The organism is Tepidibacter formicigenes DSM 15518, from assembly GCF_900142235.1.
Taxonomy (GTDB): Bacteria; Bacillota; Clostridia; order Peptostreptococcales; family Peptostreptococcaceae; genus Tepidibacter; species Tepidibacter formicigenes.
Window position 1 is genome coordinate 1 of record NZ_FRAE01000048.1, and the last position, 18,690, is coordinate 18,690.

The 18,690-nt window shown below is 25.9% G+C and carries 14 protein-coding genes and 1 pseudogene; all 15 read left to right on the forward strand.

The genetic code is table 11. The features are described from left to right. On the forward strand, positions 1–237 hold a 237-nt coding region (locus BUA77_RS13880; protein WP_200773949.1), incomplete at its 5' end, for a hypothetical protein. A 128-nt stretch (positions 238–365) separates the two neighbouring features. Next, complete coding sequence (locus tag BUA77_RS09305) at positions 366–2,495, forward strand: O-antigen ligase family protein (RefSeq protein ID WP_072889488.1); 2,130 nt, start codon at positions 366–368, stop codon at positions 2,493–2,495. Between the two features lie 192 nt (positions 2,496–2,687). Next, the gene (gene rfbA, locus BUA77_RS09310) at positions 2,688–3,557 is read left to right on the forward strand and encodes a glucose-1-phosphate thymidylyltransferase RfbA (protein WP_072889491.1); all 870 of its coding nucleotides are present in this window, start codon (positions 2,688–2,690) and stop codon (positions 3,555–3,557) included. Between the two features lie 10 nt (positions 3,558–3,567). After that, complete coding sequence (rfbC, locus tag BUA77_RS09315) at positions 3,568–4,143, forward strand: dTDP-4-dehydrorhamnose 3,5-epimerase (protein ID WP_072889493.1); 576 nt, start codon at positions 3,568–3,570, stop codon at positions 4,141–4,143. Next, on the forward strand, positions 4,144–5,199 hold the full coding sequence (gene rfbB / locus BUA77_RS09320) for a dTDP-glucose 4,6-dehydratase (protein WP_072889495.1): 1,056 nt from the start codon (positions 4,144–4,146) through the stop codon (positions 5,197–5,199). It abuts the gene before it with no gap. A 19-nt stretch (positions 5,200–5,218) separates the two neighbouring features. After that, the gene (locus BUA77_RS09325; RefSeq protein ID WP_072889497.1) at positions 5,219–5,995 is read left to right on the forward strand and encodes an ABC transporter permease; all 777 of its coding nucleotides are present in this window, start codon (positions 5,219–5,221) and stop codon (positions 5,993–5,995) included. Between the two features lie 25 nt (positions 5,996–6,020). Continuing rightward, a complete protein-coding gene (locus tag BUA77_RS09330) occupies positions 6,021–6,767 on the forward strand; it encodes an ABC transporter ATP-binding protein (RefSeq protein WP_330390075.1) in 747 nt (248 codons plus the stop codon). Positions 6,768–6,774: 7 nt separating this feature from the next. Next, entirely contained in the window at positions 6,775–11,709 is a 4,935-nt protein-coding gene (locus BUA77_RS09335) for a glycosyltransferase (protein ID WP_072889499.1), read from the forward strand. A 29-nt stretch (positions 11,710–11,738) separates the two neighbouring features. Beyond that, on the forward strand, positions 11,739–12,686 hold the full coding sequence (locus tag BUA77_RS09340; protein WP_072889502.1) for an NAD-dependent epimerase/dehydratase family protein: 948 nt from the start codon (positions 11,739–11,741) through the stop codon (positions 12,684–12,686). Between the two features lie 23 nt (positions 12,687–12,709). Further along, positions 12,710–13,687, forward strand: coding sequence for a glycosyltransferase family 2 protein (locus BUA77_RS09345; RefSeq protein ID WP_072889504.1), 978 nt, complete (start codon positions 12,710–12,712; stop codon positions 13,685–13,687). A gap of 25 nt (positions 13,688–13,712) precedes the next feature. Next, positions 13,713–15,035 (forward strand): UDP-glucose dehydrogenase family protein, encoded by a 1,323-nt coding sequence (locus BUA77_RS09350; RefSeq protein WP_072889506.1) that lies wholly within the window; start codon positions 13,713–13,715, stop codon positions 15,033–15,035. A gap of 8 nt (positions 15,036–15,043) precedes the next feature. After that, on the forward strand, positions 15,044–16,012 hold the full coding sequence (locus BUA77_RS09355) for a glycosyltransferase family 2 protein (RefSeq protein WP_072889508.1): 969 nt from the start codon (positions 15,044–15,046) through the stop codon (positions 16,010–16,012). 76 nt (positions 16,013–16,088) lie between these two features. Next, positions 16,089–16,970: a glycosyltransferase family 2 protein gene (locus tag BUA77_RS09360; protein ID WP_242939110.1), complete on the forward strand. Its 882-nt coding sequence runs from the start codon at positions 16,089–16,091 to the stop codon at positions 16,968–16,970. A 4-nt stretch (positions 16,971–16,974) separates the two neighbouring features. After that, the gene (locus tag BUA77_RS09365) at positions 16,975–18,378 is read left to right on the forward strand and encodes an undecaprenyl-phosphate glucose phosphotransferase (protein ID WP_072889510.1); all 1,404 of its coding nucleotides are present in this window, start codon (positions 16,975–16,977) and stop codon (positions 18,376–18,378) included. Positions 18,379–18,499: 121 nt separating this feature from the next. After that, a pseudogene (locus tag BUA77_RS13885) lies at positions 18,500–18,690 on the forward strand (IS110 family transposase); the annotation flags it as partial.

Sequence of the window (18,690 nt, forward strand, 5' to 3'; positions counted from 1 at the left end):
ATAGACAGTGTATATGAAATGACTTCAGGAGATGTTGTAACATTCAAGAATAATGTAATCAAATTAGCAAGTGGTTCTTACAAAGTAACTGATGATACAACAGTTTATGTATTAACACTTGATGAAAATGAATATGATAAAGTTGAAAAAGGAGATTTATCAGATATAGAAGATGGATCAACTGTAAGAGTAATAATCAATGATGGCGATGTAGAAATGGTTGTTGTTGTAGAATAATATATATATAAAAGCACTTGGGATTTTTCCCAAGTGTTTTTTATGTTGAATAAAGAATTTTTTTAATATAAAATAACAATGTGTAGATAATAAAAATAACAAATTTTTCAATTTTATGGAGGTAGAGTATGAATATACAAAATACTAATAAGGATAATTGTAATTCAAATACAATATTGTATATATTTGGATTTGTTATTTTCTTTTTACCTTTTTTTAGAGGGTTATTCTTTGAAAGGGAGATGTATACAGCAAGTATAATACTTTTACTTATATCTATTATTGGGATTTTAAAGGTTACAAAAACTGAAAGTAAAATAAAGTTTTTCTCACCACTTCAATTTTTTTCTTTTTTATTTGTATTACTTTATATTATAATGGTTTTCTTTGCTTATAATAAGCAATTAGCATCTTTTGAAGCTATTAAAAATACTACTTTTTTTATTGTTTTTTTAGTAATTAGTTATGCAATAAAAGAAAATAAAGATTTAAGCTTTATAAATATAGTTCTAATATTAAGTGGTCTTGTTGTAGCTGTAATTGGGTTTGGAACAGCTTTTGGAAGTTTTACATATAAATCTGCGTTTATAGATGGAATGATAAATTCTACGTTTCAATATCATAATACATTTGGAGCTTATATGCTTGGAATTTTATTTTTAACCATGGCCCAAATTACACAAAGTAAAAAAACTAACAAATATTTATTAACTGGAAGTGGGTATGTACTATTTTTAGGGCTTATATTTTCTTATTCAAGAGGAGCATGGATGCTTCTTCCTATAGTAGGATTAATAGCTTTAATCCTTTTAAAAGAAGATGGACTAAAAAATGTATTTTTAAGTTTTATAAATATACTTATATCTTTTGCTATAACTTTTAATGGTATTTATAAAAGTGCTTCAAATACTAATACTAGTGGATGGATGTGGATTATATTAGGATTTATAATATCAGGGGGATTAACATTTTTATCAGATAAAGCATCTAATAAATTTAAAATAAATAAAAAGTACTTAATTATATCAATATTAGCATTATCAATATTAGGATTTTTAGGATTAACTAGTGGAACTATAGTTAAATATCTTCCAGAATCAGTAGCACAAAGAATTAGTGCAATAAATCTTAAAACTTTCACAGTTGTAGAAAGAAATGTATTTTATAAAGATGGATTAAAAATAGTAAAAGAGAATCCTTTTCTGGGAACAGGTGGAGGAGGTTGGCAGAGTTTATATAATAAATATAAGACATACCAATACTCGACAACTCAATCACACAACTATATAATGCAGGTATGGATAGAAATAGGAACATTTGGTCTTATAATATTTGCAGGAATGATACTATCCTTTATATACACAAGCTATAGACTTATAAAAAATATAGATGAAGTTGATTTATATAATAAAATTATAGGAGTTATATGTGCTCTTACTGCATTAATCGCTCATACTATAATAGACTTTGATATGGCTTTAGGAGCTTATGCAATTACAGTATGGATACTTTTAGGTATGATTATATCACTTGAAAGAAAATATTTGTTTGTTGATAAGAAAAAGAACATAATTTTTAGCATTCCAAAAAGCGTATTTATAGCTTTAAGTATAATAATTATTCTTTTTATTTCAGGTTCAAAGATAGGAAATATATATGCACAAAAAGGAATAGATATTGCAAAAAATAAGGATTTTGAATTAGTTAAAAAAGAATTTAAAAAGGCTAGTGTAGTTTCACCTTATATTGCTAGTTATAAGATGGATTTAGCAAATATTGATATAGTCTTGGCAAAACAACAAAACTCAAAAGAACTTATAGAAGAATCTAGAAACAATGCTCAAAAAGCTTTAGAACTAGGGAAAACAGATTTTAAAATATTAAAAAATGTTATAATGTATTATTTTAAATTAGGTGATGTAAATACTGCATTTGAAGTTGCTAAAAAACTAGAAGAGTATTATCCAATTGATGATGGAACCTATAATGAGCTTATAGAAATAAATTATGCCATGGCGTCTTATTATATAGAAAAACAAGATGTAAAAAAGGGAATAGAATATTTTAAAAATATATTAGATATTGAGAAAAAAGTTAATAATTTAAATAAAGATTTAGAAAATAAAAAGAATACTTTGCTACAAGGAGTAAAAGATGTTCCACAAGGATATGTTAAAGATAGATTTAAAATTGACTTAAACGAGAAATCTATGGGTAGAATAAACAAAGCAAAAGTTTTTTTAGGATTAAATAAATAATATTTTGAAAGCTGTTAGCATTAAATGTTGACAGCTTTTGCATTTTTGTGGAAAATAACATTGAATAATAGTATTTTTTTATATACAATATAAATGACAAACTTTAAAATAAAATTTAACTAAATCAAAGAATTAAAATATAAATATAACAAAATAATATAATATAAATAAACTTATGATATGGAGGATTTTATGAAAGGGATAGTATTAGCAGGAGGATCAGGAACAAGACTTTATCCAATAACAAAATCAGTATCAAAACAATTATTGCCAATATATGATAAGCCAATGATATATTATCCAATATCAGTACTTATGCTCTCTGGAATAAGAGAAATATTAATAATTTCAACACCTAGAGATTTGCCTATGTATAAAGAATTACTAGGAGATGGAAGTGATTTTGGAGTTTCATTTACATACAAGGTTCAAGAAAATCCAAATGGACTTGCTGAAGCTTTTATAATAGGAGAAGAATTTATAGGAAATGATAATGTAGCTTTAGTTTTAGGTGATAATATATTTTATGGACAAAGATTTAGTGAAACTCTTATAAGAGCAGCTTCATTAAAAGAAGGAGCAGTTATATTTGGATATTACGTTAAAAATCCTAAGGCTTTTGGAGTTGTTGATTTTGATAAAGAAGGAAATGTTTTGTCTATAGAAGAAAAACCAGAACATCCAAAGTCTAACTATGCAGTTCCAGGTCTTTATTTTTACGATAATAGTGTAGTAGAAATTGCTAAAAATGTCAAACCATCAGCTAGAGGAGAGCTTGAAATAACAAGTATAAATAATGAATATTTAAAAAGAGGAAAACTTAAGGTAGAGCTGTTTGGTAGAGGGATGGCTTGGCTTGATACAGGAACTCATAGTGGGCTTTTAGAAGCAAGTAACTTTGTAGAAGCTGTTCAAAAAAGACAAGGTCTTTATATAGCCTGTCTTGAAGAAATAGCTTATAGACTTGGATATATAAATAAAGAAAAGTTATTAGAGCTTTCAAAACCACTTTTAAAAACAGACTATGGAAAATATTTAGAAGATATAGCCAAAGGAATATAGAGGTGAAATAATGGGAAATTTTAAGTTTATAGAAACAAGTATAAAGGACTTATATATAATAGAACCTAAAGTGTTTGGAGATAATAGAGGATACTTCATGGAAAGCTATAATAAAAAAGATTTTCATGAAGCTGGACTTACTATGGACTTTGTTCAAGATAATGAATCAAAATCTAAAAAAGGAGTTTTAAGAGGACTTCATTTTCAGACGAAACACACTCAAGGGAAGCTTGTTAGAGTAACTAAAGGTAAAGTATTTGATGTAGCAGTAGATTTAAGAAAGGGGTCTCCTACATATGGAAAGTGGGAGGGAGTCATTCTTACTGAAGAAAATAAAAGGCAGTTTTATGTACCAGAAGGATTTGCCCATGGCTTTTTAGTTTTATCAGATGAAGCAGTATTTAACTATAAGTGTACTGATTATTATGCTCCTGAATATGACGCTGGAGTACTTTGGAATGATTCAGATATAGGAATTGATTGGCCTTTAGATGATATAGAAGAAGTTATTTTATCAGATAAGGATAAAAAACAAAAAAGATTAAAAGAACTTGATTTACCATTTGAATATAAAGGAGAGAAGTAAATGAAAAATATATTAATTACAGGTGGAGCTGGATTTATAGGATCTAATTTTGTTAGATATATGTTAGATAAATATAATGATTATAGAATAATTAATTTAGATCTTCTTACTTATGCAGGAAACTTGGAAAACTTAAAAGGAATAGAAGAGAATAATAATTATAAGTTTATAAAAGGTTCTATAACTGATAGAGAGCTAGTGGAAAGAATATTTGAAGAAGAAAATATAGATTGTGTTGTAAATTTTGCAGCAGAATCTCATGTTGATAGAAGTATAGAAGATCCAGAGATATTTGTAAAAACTAATGTTTTAGGAACACAAGTACTTTTAGATGTAGCTAAAAAAAGCTGGCAGATAGGAAAAGATGAAATAGGTTACCCTATATATAAAGAAGGAGTAAAATACATTCAAGTATCAACAGATGAAGTTTATGGAACACTTGGAAAAGAGGGAATGTTTACAGAAACAACAACACTTTCTCCAAATAGTCCATATTCAGCATCTAAAGCTAGTGCTGATATGATAGTTAGAGCATATAGTGAAACTTTTAAGTTGCCAGTAAATATTACTAGATGTTCAAATAATTATGGACCATATCAATTTCCAGAAAAGTTAATACCACTTATGATAGCTAATTGTTTAAGTGAGAAAGATTTACCTGTATATGGAGATGGAATGCAAATAAGAGATTGGCTTCATGTTAAGGATCACTGTGCTGCGATTGATACAGTACTTCATAAAGGTAAATTAGGAGAAGTTTATAATGTAGGTGGAAATAATGAAAAAGCAAATATAGAAATAGTTAAGATTATTATTAAAACTCTTGGAAAATCAGAAGATTTAATTAAATATGTAAAAGATAGATTAGGACATGATAAAAGATATGCAATAGATAATACTAAAATAACTACAGAACTTGGATGGAAGCCTGAGTATACATTTGAAGAAGGAATAAAGGAAACTATACAGTGGTATTTGGATAATAAGCCATGGTGGGAGAATATAATTTCTGGAGAATATATGGAATATTATGAGCAGATGTATAAAAATAGATAAATTTTTAGAGGTGTAAGAAGTGAATGAGTATATATATAATTTTAAAAAATATAGACCTTTATTAAAAGAATTAGTTTTACGAGATATAAAGCTAAAATATAGAAGGTCTGTTTTAGGGATATTATGGAGTATTCTAAATCCATTACTTATGATGTTAGTCTTAACAATAGTATTTTCTACACTTTTTAAAAGAAGTATTGATAATTTTCCTGTATATTTATTATGTGGAAGAATTATATTTGATTTTTATTCACAATCAACAAGAGAAGCAATGACATCAATAGTTAGTAATGGAATTTTAATTAGAAAGGTTTATATACCTAAATATATTTTTCCTATATCAAAGGGAATATCCACATTTGTTAATTTACTATTTTCACTAATAGCTTTATTTATAGTTATGATTGTAACAAATGTAAAGATTACTTGGGCTATAATGCTAATACCTTTACCTCTTATATATATTTTTATTTTTTCTATAGGTATAGGATTAACTTTGGCCGCATATACAGTTTTTTTTAGAGATATAGTTCATTTGTATAGTGTTGTTTTAACAGCTTGGATGTATTTAACACCTTTATTTTATCCAGTAGAAATAATTCCTGATTCTTTTAAATTTGTTATATATTTAAATCCGTTATATTATATTATAGAATGTTTTAGAGAAATTGTGTTATATGGTCAAATTATTTCTTTACAAAAACATTTAATATGTATACTAATCAGTTTATTTTCGATAGTATTTGGTATTATTGTTTTTAAGAAAAAACAAGACAAGTTTATTTTGTATATATAAACGGTTATTATTAGGAGGAGTATAATTGCGTTGTAGTAATGAAAAGATAATAGAAGTGAAAAATGTATCTATGAAGTTCAATTTGAGCAAAGAAAAAATTGATAATTTAAAAGAATACATAGTAAAGCTTGTAAAGAGACAACTTCTATTTCAGGAGTTTTATGCTCTTAAAGATGTTAATTTTTCTGTTAAAAAAGGTGAAATATTAGGGATTATAGGATTAAACGGAGCAGGGAAAAGCACCTTACTTAAAATTATAGCAGGTGTTTTAAAACCATCAGAAGGAGTTGTAAATATTAACGGAACGGTGGCACCTCTTATTGAATTAGGTGCTGGTTTTGACCCTAATATGACTGGACGTGAAAATATATTTCTAAATGGAGCTATTTTAGGGTATAATCAAAATTTTATGGAAGATAAATTTGATGAAATTATAGAATTTTCTCAGTTGCAAGAGTTTATTGATGTACCTTTAAAAAATTATTCTTCAGGAATGAAGGCTAGACTTGGATTTTCTATCGCTACTTTGCTTAACCCAGATATACTTATAGTAGATGAGGTATTATCGGTAGGAGATTTTAAATTTCAAAGAAAATGTGAAGAAAGAATAAAAGATATGATAAATAGTGGAACAACTGTATTATTTGTATCACACTCTATAAATAAAGTAGAAAGTCTATGTGATAGAGTTGTTTGGTTAGAAAAGGGAAAGGTTAAGGCAATAGGGAATAGTATAGAACTTTGTAATAAATTCAAAAATTATAAGGAGTAGAGAAATAATGAATAGATTTTGGGAAAGTATTATTCAACCTATATTTGAGAAAAGAAAACCTAAACACATTGTAGAAATTGGAAGTGATGAAGGGAAAAATACAGAAAAAGTTCTTGAATACTGCAAGAGGAATGATGGTAAAATAACAGTTATAGATCCATCACCTAGATATGATACTAAAATTTGGGAAAAAAATAATATGAAATATTTAAAGATATATAAAGAGTTGAGTTTAAATGTGCTACCTAAATTAAATTGTTACGATATTGTATTAATAGATGGAGATCATAATTGGTATACTGTTTACAATGAATTGAAAATAATATATAAAAATAATAGCTTAGAAAATTTCCCTATAATAATTTTACATGATGTTTCCTGGCCATATGCTCGTAGAGATTTATATTATAACCCAGAAAATATACCTTTAGCATATAGGAAACCTTATGCTAAAAAAGGTATTGATCCAGAATCAACAAATTTACTTGAAAAAGGTGGATTAAATTCAGAACTATGTAATTCAATTTATGAAAATTCTTTACAAAATGGAGTATTAACAGCAATAGAAGATTTTTTACAAGAGAATGACAATCAATTCAAGTTTATTAAAATTTCTGGTTTTAATGGGATTGGAATAATAGCTTCTAATGAGTATTTAAAAAATAATAAAGAACTTGAAAATACTTTACAACATTTAGAAGTATCGCATTTTATTCATAGACATATAGAAAATATAGATAAAAATTTAATGAAAGATCATATACGATTACTTGAATATAAAAGTGAATCTCTATATAAGGAAAATAAAATAAAAAATATAGAAACAGAACTAACAAAAGTAAAAAAGTCTTTTGAAGAAGTAAATAAGATATTAAGCAAAAAAGAAGAAGAATTACAAGAGTATATAAAAAAAATAGAACTATTAAAAAAAGAAAAAATAGAATTAAGTAATTTAAAACAAAAATTAAATAAAAAGATATTTGAACAAGATACACACATAGATGACCTAAATTTAAAAATGGAAAAATATTTAGAAAAAATAAATGAAATACAGAAAGAAAATAAAAGTTTAAAAAATGATATAATAAAAAAGCAAAAAGAGTTAAGTAAATTAAATGAAGAAAATAAAAGTTTAAAAAATGATATAATAAAAAAGCAAAAAGAGTTAAGTAAATTAAATGAAGAAAATAAAAAACTTAACTCGTGGATGATTCAATTAAATGAAGGTATAAATGTGCTATTAGGTTCAAAAAGATGGAAATTTTCAAATTTAGTAGGGGAGTTCAAAAGAAGAGTATTATTTATAAAAAAGCAGCCTACTCCGTCTGAATTTATAACAAATATAATGAATCAGTATCAATTATGGCTAAAAAATAATGATATATTGAAATATAAAGAAATAACTAAAACTAGATTGCAAGGAAGTAAATATAAGAACAAGATGGCCTACTTTATATGGAAATTAATAAAGAATCCTGGAAAGAAAAATATTTTAAATCTAAAGGCATATTTATTATTAAAAGGGTCCTATTTATTTGATGAAGATTATTATTTAACTAATTACCCTGATGTTAAAATTTCAGGCTTAGATCCACTAATTCATTACATATACTATGGTGGATTTGAAGGAAGAAATCCTAGTGAGTTTTTTGATTCAAAATATTATATGAGAAGCAATAGTGACGTAAAAGATTCTAAAATGAATCCTTTAATTCATTATGTTTTTTATGGAGCAAAAGAAGGCAGAATTCCTAAGCCTAATTTTGTATTAGAAAACAATAAATTTAGCAATGATAAAATTAAACAAAATTCAGAAAATTTAAATACTAATAATGAAAAGGTTAAGAAGATTCCTTTTAATTATAGTGAATTTAATACTTTAAACATGCCTAAAGTATCTATAATACTCCCAACTTGGAATAGAGAAAAAATAATAGGTAGAGCTATAGATTCTGTATTAAAACAAAAATATACAAATTATGAGTTAATAATTGCAGATGATGGAAGTGAGGACAATACAGAAAGTTATTTATATGAAAAATACAAAAATGAGATAGCTGAAGGTAAAATTAAGTATTATAAACTAGCACATGGTGGAGTTTGTAAAGCACGTAATAAGGGTTTGGAATTGTCTACAGGTGAATTAATTGCATATATAGATTCTGACAATGAATGGTATGACGATTATTTAAGTACAATGGTGAATGTATTTGTATCAAATCCAACTTGTGGGACGGCATATGCATGCATTGAAGTATTTGATGAAGTAAGGAATAAAAACTTTGTTAGAAAAGTTAAATTTGATAGAAAAAGATTATTAAGTGGGAACTTCATTGATTTAAATATATTTATGCATAGAAGAAGAATCTATGAGCAATATGGAGGATTTAATGAACAATTAAGAAGACTTGTAGATTGGGAATTAATAATTAGATATACTAAGTTAAATGAGCCTATCTTTATAGACAAAGTGCTTGCAAAGTATTATTTGAATAATACTTTGAATAATATATCTAATACAGTTGCTTTAGATCCAAATAGAAAAAAAGTTATAGAATTACATAAAGAAGAAAGAATTTCTTTAGGTGTTGATAAGTTGAGAATTGGATATGTACTCTGGGATTATCCTGCTTTTTCACAAACTTTTGTATTTAATGAATTAAGATGGTTGGTTCAAAATGGTTATGAAGTTAAGGTTTTTTATAAGGCTTTAGCAGATAAGAGTAAAGAACCAGACTTTCCAATCGAAGCTTATAAAGTAGAAAATGATGAAGAACTCGCTAAACTTATAGAAGAACATGAGATAAATATGCTTCACACTCATTTTGTTTATCCAGCATGCACTTTATTAACATACCCAGCAGCAATAAAAACAAATACACCTTTTACTGTAAGTGCTCATGCTGTAGATATATTTCACTATGCGAATGAGAAGAGAAATAAAATAAATGAAATATCTAGTCATACACTTTGCAAAAAAGTAATAATACCAGGGAAGTTTCATTACAACTACTTAGTTGATAGAGGAGTGCCTTCTAATAAGCTCATAATAGCAAGACAAGCTGTTAGATATGAATTATTTAATGAAGATAAAAATTTTGAAAAAAGATTAAATAGGAAAAGAAGAATTATTTCAACTATAGCTAGATTTGTTGAAAAGAAAGGATTAGAGGATTTAATAAAAGCTGCAGATTTAATAAAAGACTTAGATGTAGAAATCAGGATATATGGTTATGGACCATTAGAACAAGAATATGAGGAACTGATTAATAAGTTACAATTAAAAAATGTTAAGTTATGTGGAACTATTGAGGGGTATGAAAATTTAAAAACAGTATATAAAGAAAGTGATTTATTTGTGTTGCCTTGCGTTAGAGCTTCAAATGGAGATATGGATGGAATACCTACGGTAATACTTGAGGCTATGTCTTTTGGGGTCCCTGTAATTTCTACAGATACATCAGTAATTCCTGAAATCGTAAAAAATAATTTTTCAGGTTTTATAGTTCCTCCTAAAAAACCGGAAGCATTAGCTATAAAAATTAAAGAAATATTAAATATGAACTCAAACAAACTAAGAAATATATTATTAAATGCTAGAGAAACTGTTAATTTAGTAGCTAAGATAGAGCATACTATGAATACGTTAATTGATATTTGGATGAATCGATATGTAGATATATTTTTAGTAACTTATGATAAAGATAAATATAGAAATCTTCAAGAAACAAAAGAGATAATAGATAGAATCTATAAATATACTACTACACCTTTCAATCTTACAATTGTAGATAATGGGAGTGAAGAAGAATTTAAAAAATATTTACATGAATTTACAATAAATAATGATAATGTAAAATTAATAGAATTACAATCAAATATATACTGTGGACCTGCTTCTAATTTAGCTATAGAAAATTCTAATGGAGATTATATTATATATGTCTGTAGTAAGGAAGGATTTATAGGAGAATTAGGCTGGGAAAGAGAATGTATTAATTATATGAGAGAAAATAATGATGTAGCAATTGCTGGACATATAATAGCTTCTCCAAAATATTACAACGGTAAAACCTATATGGAGCAAGAATGGTTTAGTAAATTTAGAAATAAGAATTTTGCAATAGAACATCCTGATAGAAATTTTTATCATGTACAAGGTGGATTATATATATTAAGAAGACAAGCTTATAGAGAATGTGGTGGTTTTAGCAATGAATTACCTCATAATTATATGGATGTTGAATATAGTTATTATTTAGAAAGTTGCGGATGGAAATTAGGAGAGATAGAATCTATAGTATCTTTAACAAAAAAAACTCAACCTAATATTGATGCTTTTATGGATGAGAATACTATAGCGGTACACCCTTTAGACATGGATATAGTAAGTGAATTTGATTATGTAAAAAGTAATCGTGGTAAAAAATGCAATGTATGTAATTGGAAAGGCTTGAAATATGATATTAAAGGAGATAGTTATATATGTCCAAATTGTCAATCTACTAATTTCCAAAGAAGTTTGTATAAATATCTAGCTAAATCAAATTTAATTTATAGAAATTTAAGTTGTATAGCATTTAATATAGAAAAATCACAATTTCATTATAAATTAAATAAAATGTTTAAACTTGAAACAATAAATGCAGACAACACAATAGATATGAACAAAAGATTAAAAGAACTAGAAGATAGAAAACCAAAGGTTTTAATTATACAGGAAATAGATTGGGAAATTGATAACTATAAAAAAATTTCAAAGAATATATATGAAGCATTAGATATTGAAGGTGTTGCTTTAATTAATAGTTCTGAAAATATTAATGATAAAGAAATAATAAAAGAATTAAAAGCAATAGGTTTTAACATAACAAAAGAAAACTATTATAGCAAGGTAATTCAATATGATTGGAAAAATATACTTATATGCAAAAAATCATAAATATTTAGATTGTATGGAGATGTAAGAATATGAAGATAGATAATAACAAATGCTTAGTTATTGGTGGTAATGGATTTATTGGAATAAATTTAATTATTAAATTATTGGATTTAGGAATGAAAGTGAGAGTATTGAGTAGAAATAATAATAATATTCCGCTTGAAATAATAGATAAAATAGAATTTATAAGAGGAAACCTTACAGATAGGGAGATAATAAGAAGTTCTATAAAAAACATAGATTATATTTTTTATTTTGTATCTTGTACAAATGTTTCTAGTTCAATTAATGATGTTTACAAAGATAATAATAATGTACTGTATATGATTAATTTGTTAGAAGGATTAAAAGAAAATAAAATAAAGAAATTGATATTTGCATCTTCTGGAGGAACTGTATATGGAGAACCTAGGTATGTTCCTGTAGATGAAAATCATCCAAGAAAACCAATATCCCCTTATGGAATAACAAAAGCATCTATTGAAAATTATTTAAATTTTTATAAAAGAAAATATAACATAAATTATTGTGTTTGTAGGTACTCTAATCCATATGGAAAGTATCAATATCCAAGTAAAGGAACGGGGGCTATAAATATATTTCTCTATAAACATTTAAATGGAGAAGAAATTACCATTTATGGGGATAAAACCAAGATAATAAGAGATTATATATATATAGATGATTTAATAGAGGCTACGGTGAGGATAGCATTCAAAGAAAAAACAAATTATGATATCTATAATGTTGGAAGTGGTATTGGATTAAGTTTACAAGATTTAATAAATTCAATTGAAAAAGCAACTAAGAAAAAAATACGCATTAAAGAAAAAAATTCCAAAGATGAGAATGTTGAAAAAATAATTTTGAATATAGATAGGTTAAAGAAAGAATTTGATTGGAATCCAAAAGTAGATTTAGATTTAGGTGTAAATTTAAGCAAGCTATGGATAACAGAATTAATTAAAAAAAGATAATTAGATTTTGGTAGGAGAGAAATATGAAAATATCTGTGATAATACCAAATTATAATGGTAGAAAATTACTAAAAGATTGCTTAGAATCATTAGCTAAGCAATCTTTTAAAGACTTTGAGATAATAATAATAGATAATGGTTCTTCAGATCACAGTAAAGAATTTGTAAATAAAAACTATCCTAAAATAACGTTTATAGAAATGGGCAAAAATTGTGGGTTTAGCATGGCAGTAAATCATGGTATAAAATTAAGCAAAGGTAAATATGTAGTTTTATTGAACAACGATACTATTGCAGAAGAGAATTGGCTTAAATGTTTATTAAATACAATAGAATCGGATGAGAAAATATTTTCTGTTAGTAGCAAAATGATTCAATTTAATAATAGGGATTTAATTGATGATTCAGGAGATTCATTAAATATATTAGGTTTGGCATGGCAATTAGGTCATGGATTTAAAAAAGAAAAATGCAATTCATATAAAAAAGTGTTTAGTTCATGTGCTGGTGCTGCAATATACAGAAAAGATTTGTTTGAAAAAATAGGGTACTTTGATAAAAAATTTTTTGCGTACTTAGAAGATGTGGATATAGGTTATAGAGCTAATATTTATGGATATATTAATATATACTGTCCTTATGCTAAGATATATCATATAGGAAGTGCTACTAGTGGAACTGGCTATAGTGATTTTAAAGTGTTTTTAACATCAAGAAACAATACATATCTAATATACAAGAATATGCCTATATTACAATTACTATTAAATTCACCTTTTTTGTTTATAGGATTTATTTTTAAATATATGATTTTTTCTAGACTTGGATATTCAAAATCATATATAGAAGGTACTATAGAGGGAATAAAAACTTTAAGAAAAATAGAAAAAACACATTTTAAATTTAAAAACATAAAGAACTACATAAAAATACAATTAGGACTAGTATTTGATTTATTTAGATATATTTTCTATAAAATACAAATTCGAATGAATAAGTAAAATTATAATAAAAGGATGTGTTTATATGAAAAAAATAGCAGTTATAGGATCTGGGTATGTAGGTCTTGTTGCGGGTACGTGTCTTGCTGATTTTGGACTTAATGTAATGTGTGTAGATAATAATAAAGATAAGATAGAAGGATTAAAAAAAGGAATAATACCTATATATGAACCAGGACTTGATGATTTAGTAAAAAGAAATATGTATTATAAAAGGCTAGATTTTACAACTGATATTAAAAGTGCAGTAGAGGAAAGTGAAGTAATATTTATAGCTGTAGGAACTCCTCCAAAGGATGATGGAAGTGCTGATCTTCAGTATGTACTTCAGGTAGCTAAGGATATAGCCATGTATATGAATGGTTATAAAGTCATAGTAGATAAATCTACAGTACCTATAGGTACTGGACAAAAGGTTAAAAAAGTAGTTAATGATATTCTTAAAGAAAGAGAAGTAGACTATAAATTTGATGTAGTGTCTAATCCGGAGTTTTTAAGAGAAGGTTCTGCTATATATGACTTTACACATCCAGACAGAGTTGTTATAGGATCTGAATCAGAAAAAGCAACAAAAATTATGAGAGATGTATATAGAGTTTTATATTTAAATGAAACTCCTTTTGTAGAAACTAACATAGAAACAGCTGAAATGATAAAATATGCATCAAATGCATTTTTAGCTATGAAGATAACATTTATAAATGAGGTTGCTAACCTTTGTGAAAAAGTAGGAGCTAATGTACAACATGTTGCAAAAGCCATGGGTAGAGATGGAAGAATATCTCCTAAATTTTTACATGCAGGACCAGGATATGGAGGAAGTTGTTTCCCTAAAGATACAAAAGCTTTAGCCAATATAGCAAGAGAACATGGAGAAGTAATATCTTTAATAGAGACAACAGTTAAAGCTAATGAAAATCAAAAACTTAAGATGGTAGAAAAAATAAAAAATGCCATGGGTAGTTTAGAAGGAAAAACTTTAGGTATATTAGGTATAACATTTAAACCTAAAACTGATGATATGAGAGAAGCTCCTTCATTAGTAATATTAACAGAGCTTGCAAAAATGGGAGCTAAAATGAAAATATTTGACCCTGAGGGTGAAAAAGAAGGTAAATGGAGATTAGGACATATAAAAGATAGTATAGAATTCTATACAGATGAATATGAAGCAAATATTAATGCAGATGCGTTGATTATAATAACAGAATGGCATCAATTTAGAAACATGGATTTAGATAGACTAAAAGAAAGTATGAAAGACAACTATTTCTTTGATTTAAGAAATATATATGAAAGAGAATTAGTAGAAGAGAAAGGATTTAAATATTTTGGTGTAGGGGTTTAATATGTAAAATGAAAATATCTTTAGTTATTCCTAATTATAATGGAAAAAAGTTCTTAAAAGATTGTTTAGATTCTTTATCTAAGCAATCTTTTAGCTATAAATATGAAATAATTATGGTAGACAACAATTCAAGTGATGACAGTGTTGAATATATAAAGGAAAATTATTCATACATAAAATTAATATATTTAAATAAAAACCATGGCTTTGCTAAAGCTGTAAATGAAGGAATAAAATTAGCAAGGGGAGAATATGTTGTACTTTTAAATAACGACACAGAAGTTGAAGAAGATTGGCTTAAAAACTTAGTTACATGCATAGAAAAAGATGAAAATGTATTTTCGGTATCCTCTAAAATGGTTCAATATAATCACAGAAATTTAATAGATGATGCAGGAGATGAATATACTTTACTTGGTTGGACATTAAAAACTGGGGATGGAGAAAATATAAATAGATACAATAAAAAAAGAGAAATATTTAGTTCATGTGCAGGAGCTGCTATATATAGAAAGAAGATATTTGATAAAATAGGATATTTTGATGAAAATTTCTTTGCTTACATGGAAGACGTAGATATAAGCTATAGAGCAAAAATTTATGGCTACAAAAACATATACTGTCCAGATGCAATAGTTTATCATATAGGAAGTGGAACTAGTGGAAGCAGATACAATGAATTTAAAGTGAAACTCGCAGCAAGAAATAATATATATGTTCCATATAAAAATATGTCTTTATTACAATTAATTACAAATTTTCCATTTTTACTTTTAGGTTTTTTTATAAAGTATTTATTCTTTGTTAAAAAAGGATTTGGAAAAGTATATTTAGATGGATTAAAAGAGGGATTTACTACTTTAAATAAAATAGAAAAAGTAAAGTATAAGAATAAAAATTTATTTAATTATATAAAAATAGAATTAGAGCTTATAAAAAATACTTTTAAATATATTTTTTCAAAAATTATAAAATAACTTAATTTTACTATAAAGCCATATATTATTATGTTAAAATAATATATGGCTTTATTTTAAACTAAGGAGCAGTATTATGTTATCTATAATAATAGTTAATTTTAAAACATATGAACTTACAAAACAAACTATAAACTCTATAATACAGAACGAAAATAATATAAGTTATGAAATAATATTAGTGGATAATGCATCAAATGACGGTAGTATAGAGAAATTAGAAAAAGACTTTAGAAAGGAAATAAATAATAATGTAATTAAAATTATTAAAAACAAAGAAAATCTAGGTTTTTCAAAAGCTAATAATATAGGAATTAAGATATCTAAAGGAGAATATATACTTACATTAAATTCAGATACAGTAATAGTAGATGATTGTCTTAATAAATGTTTAAAATACATAAAAAAAGATAACAATATAGGAGCTTTAGGATGTAAGGTATTACTTCCTGATGGAAAATTAGATAAGCCTTGCAAAAGAGGATTTCCAACTCCACAGGCTTCTCTTTTTTATATGTTAAAGCTAGACAAATTATTTTCTAATATTAAAAAGTTTGGACAATACAACTTAACATATTTAGACGAAAATGAAATAAATGAAGTAGACAGTTTAGTTGGAGCATTTATGATAATACCTAAAAAAATTATAAATGAAGTTGGAATGCTTGATGAAGATTTTTTTATGTATGGAGAAGACATAGATTGGTGTTATAGAATAAAAAAATCAGGATATAAAATAATATATTACCCAGGAGCAAAAATAATACATTATAAAGGATCAAGTGCTAAGAAAAAAAGATTTAAAACAATATATGAATTTCATAGAGCTATGTATTTGTTCTATAATAAGCATTATAAAAAAGAATATAATATTTTAGTTACATTTACAGTTTATTTAGGAATAATAATTAAATTAATATTATCTTTATTATTAAATCTACTCAAAAGACAAGGATGATTAGATGATAAAAGAAAATCAAAAGTACTTAAATAGATTATTAGTATTATTAGATGCAGTGTCAATAATAATATCTTTTTTAATAGCGTGGTACATAAGATTTCAAAGTGGATTGATAAAAGTTGATAGTGGGCATTTGAGTTTTGAACAATATATTATACCTGTGCTTTTAATAATACCTATATATTTAGTGATATATAGTTTTTTTAACTTATATGCTCCTCGAAGGCTAAAAAGTGTATATGAAGAGTTTTTAAATATATTAACAGCTAATATATTAGGAATATTTATTCTTGCAACTATATTATTTTTAATTAAACAAATACATTATTCTAGATATCTACTTTTAATATTTACAGTAAATATTATATGTATAACGATTATAGAAAGAGGATTTATCAGACTTTTTTTAAGAAATATAAGAAAAAAAGGATATAATTTAAAACATTCATTAATAGTAGGTTATAGTAATCTTACTATAGAGTTTCTAAAAAGAGTTGAAAAAAATAAGCATTGGGGATATAACGTAGCAGGGATATTAGATGATAATAAAAAGTTAGGTTATAAAGTGAAAAATGTAAATATTATAGGTAAAATTTATGATTTAGAAAGATATTTACAAGGGCATTATATAGATGAAGTAATTATAACTCTTGATATAAAAGAATATGAAAAATTAAAATGGGTAATAGGAATTTGTGAAAAAATGGGGGTTAGAACTCAGATAATACCGGATTATTACAAGTACATTCCTGCAAGGCCTTATGTAGAGGAAATAGAAGGACTTCCTATAATAAATATAAGGCATGTTCCACTGGATAATATAGTAAATAAATTTATAAAAAGATTATTAGATATAATAGCTTCAGTTGTTGCTATTATATTATTTTCACCAATTATGATATTTACTGCTATAACTATAAAATTAACTTCGCCAGGACCAATACTATTTAAGCAAGAAAGAGTGGGTCTTAACAGGAAAAATTTTAATATGTATAAATTTAGGTCTATGCATGTTCAAAAAAAGGAAGAAGAAAAAGTTCAGTGGACTACTAAAGATGATCCAAGAAAGACTAAATTTGGTTCATTTATAAGAAAGACAAGCATAGATGAGCTTCCTCAGCTTTTTAATGTTTTAAAAGGAGATATGAGTTTAATAGGTCCTAGACCTGAAAGACCATATTTTGTTGAAAAATTCAAAGAAGAAATCCCAAAATACATGATAAAGCATCAAGTAAGACCTGGAATTACAGGTTGGGCACAGGTAAGTGGATGGAGAGGAGATACTTCTATTGCTAAAAGGATAGAATATGATCTTTATTATATTGAAAATTGGAGTATATGGTTTGATATAAAAATTCTTTGGCTTACTGTATTTAAAGGTTTTGTAAATAAAAATGCATATTAGGAGCATTCCTGTAATGAATAAATTTGAACTTTGATAAAAAAAGTACCTCCTGATAGAATACAGGGTGTAAGGTTGCAACTTACCCCGAATTAAAATAAGACTATCAATGGAGGTACTACAAATGAATTATACACAAAATAAAAAGATTTCGCAAATAACAGAATCAACTTTAATTATTGGAATAGATATAGCTAAATATGCACACGTTGCTAGAGCTCAAGATTTTAGAGGAATTGAGTTAGAGAAGTATATTGAAGTTTCAAATTCTATTGAAGGGTTTAATAAATTAATTAAATGGCTTGATTTAATATG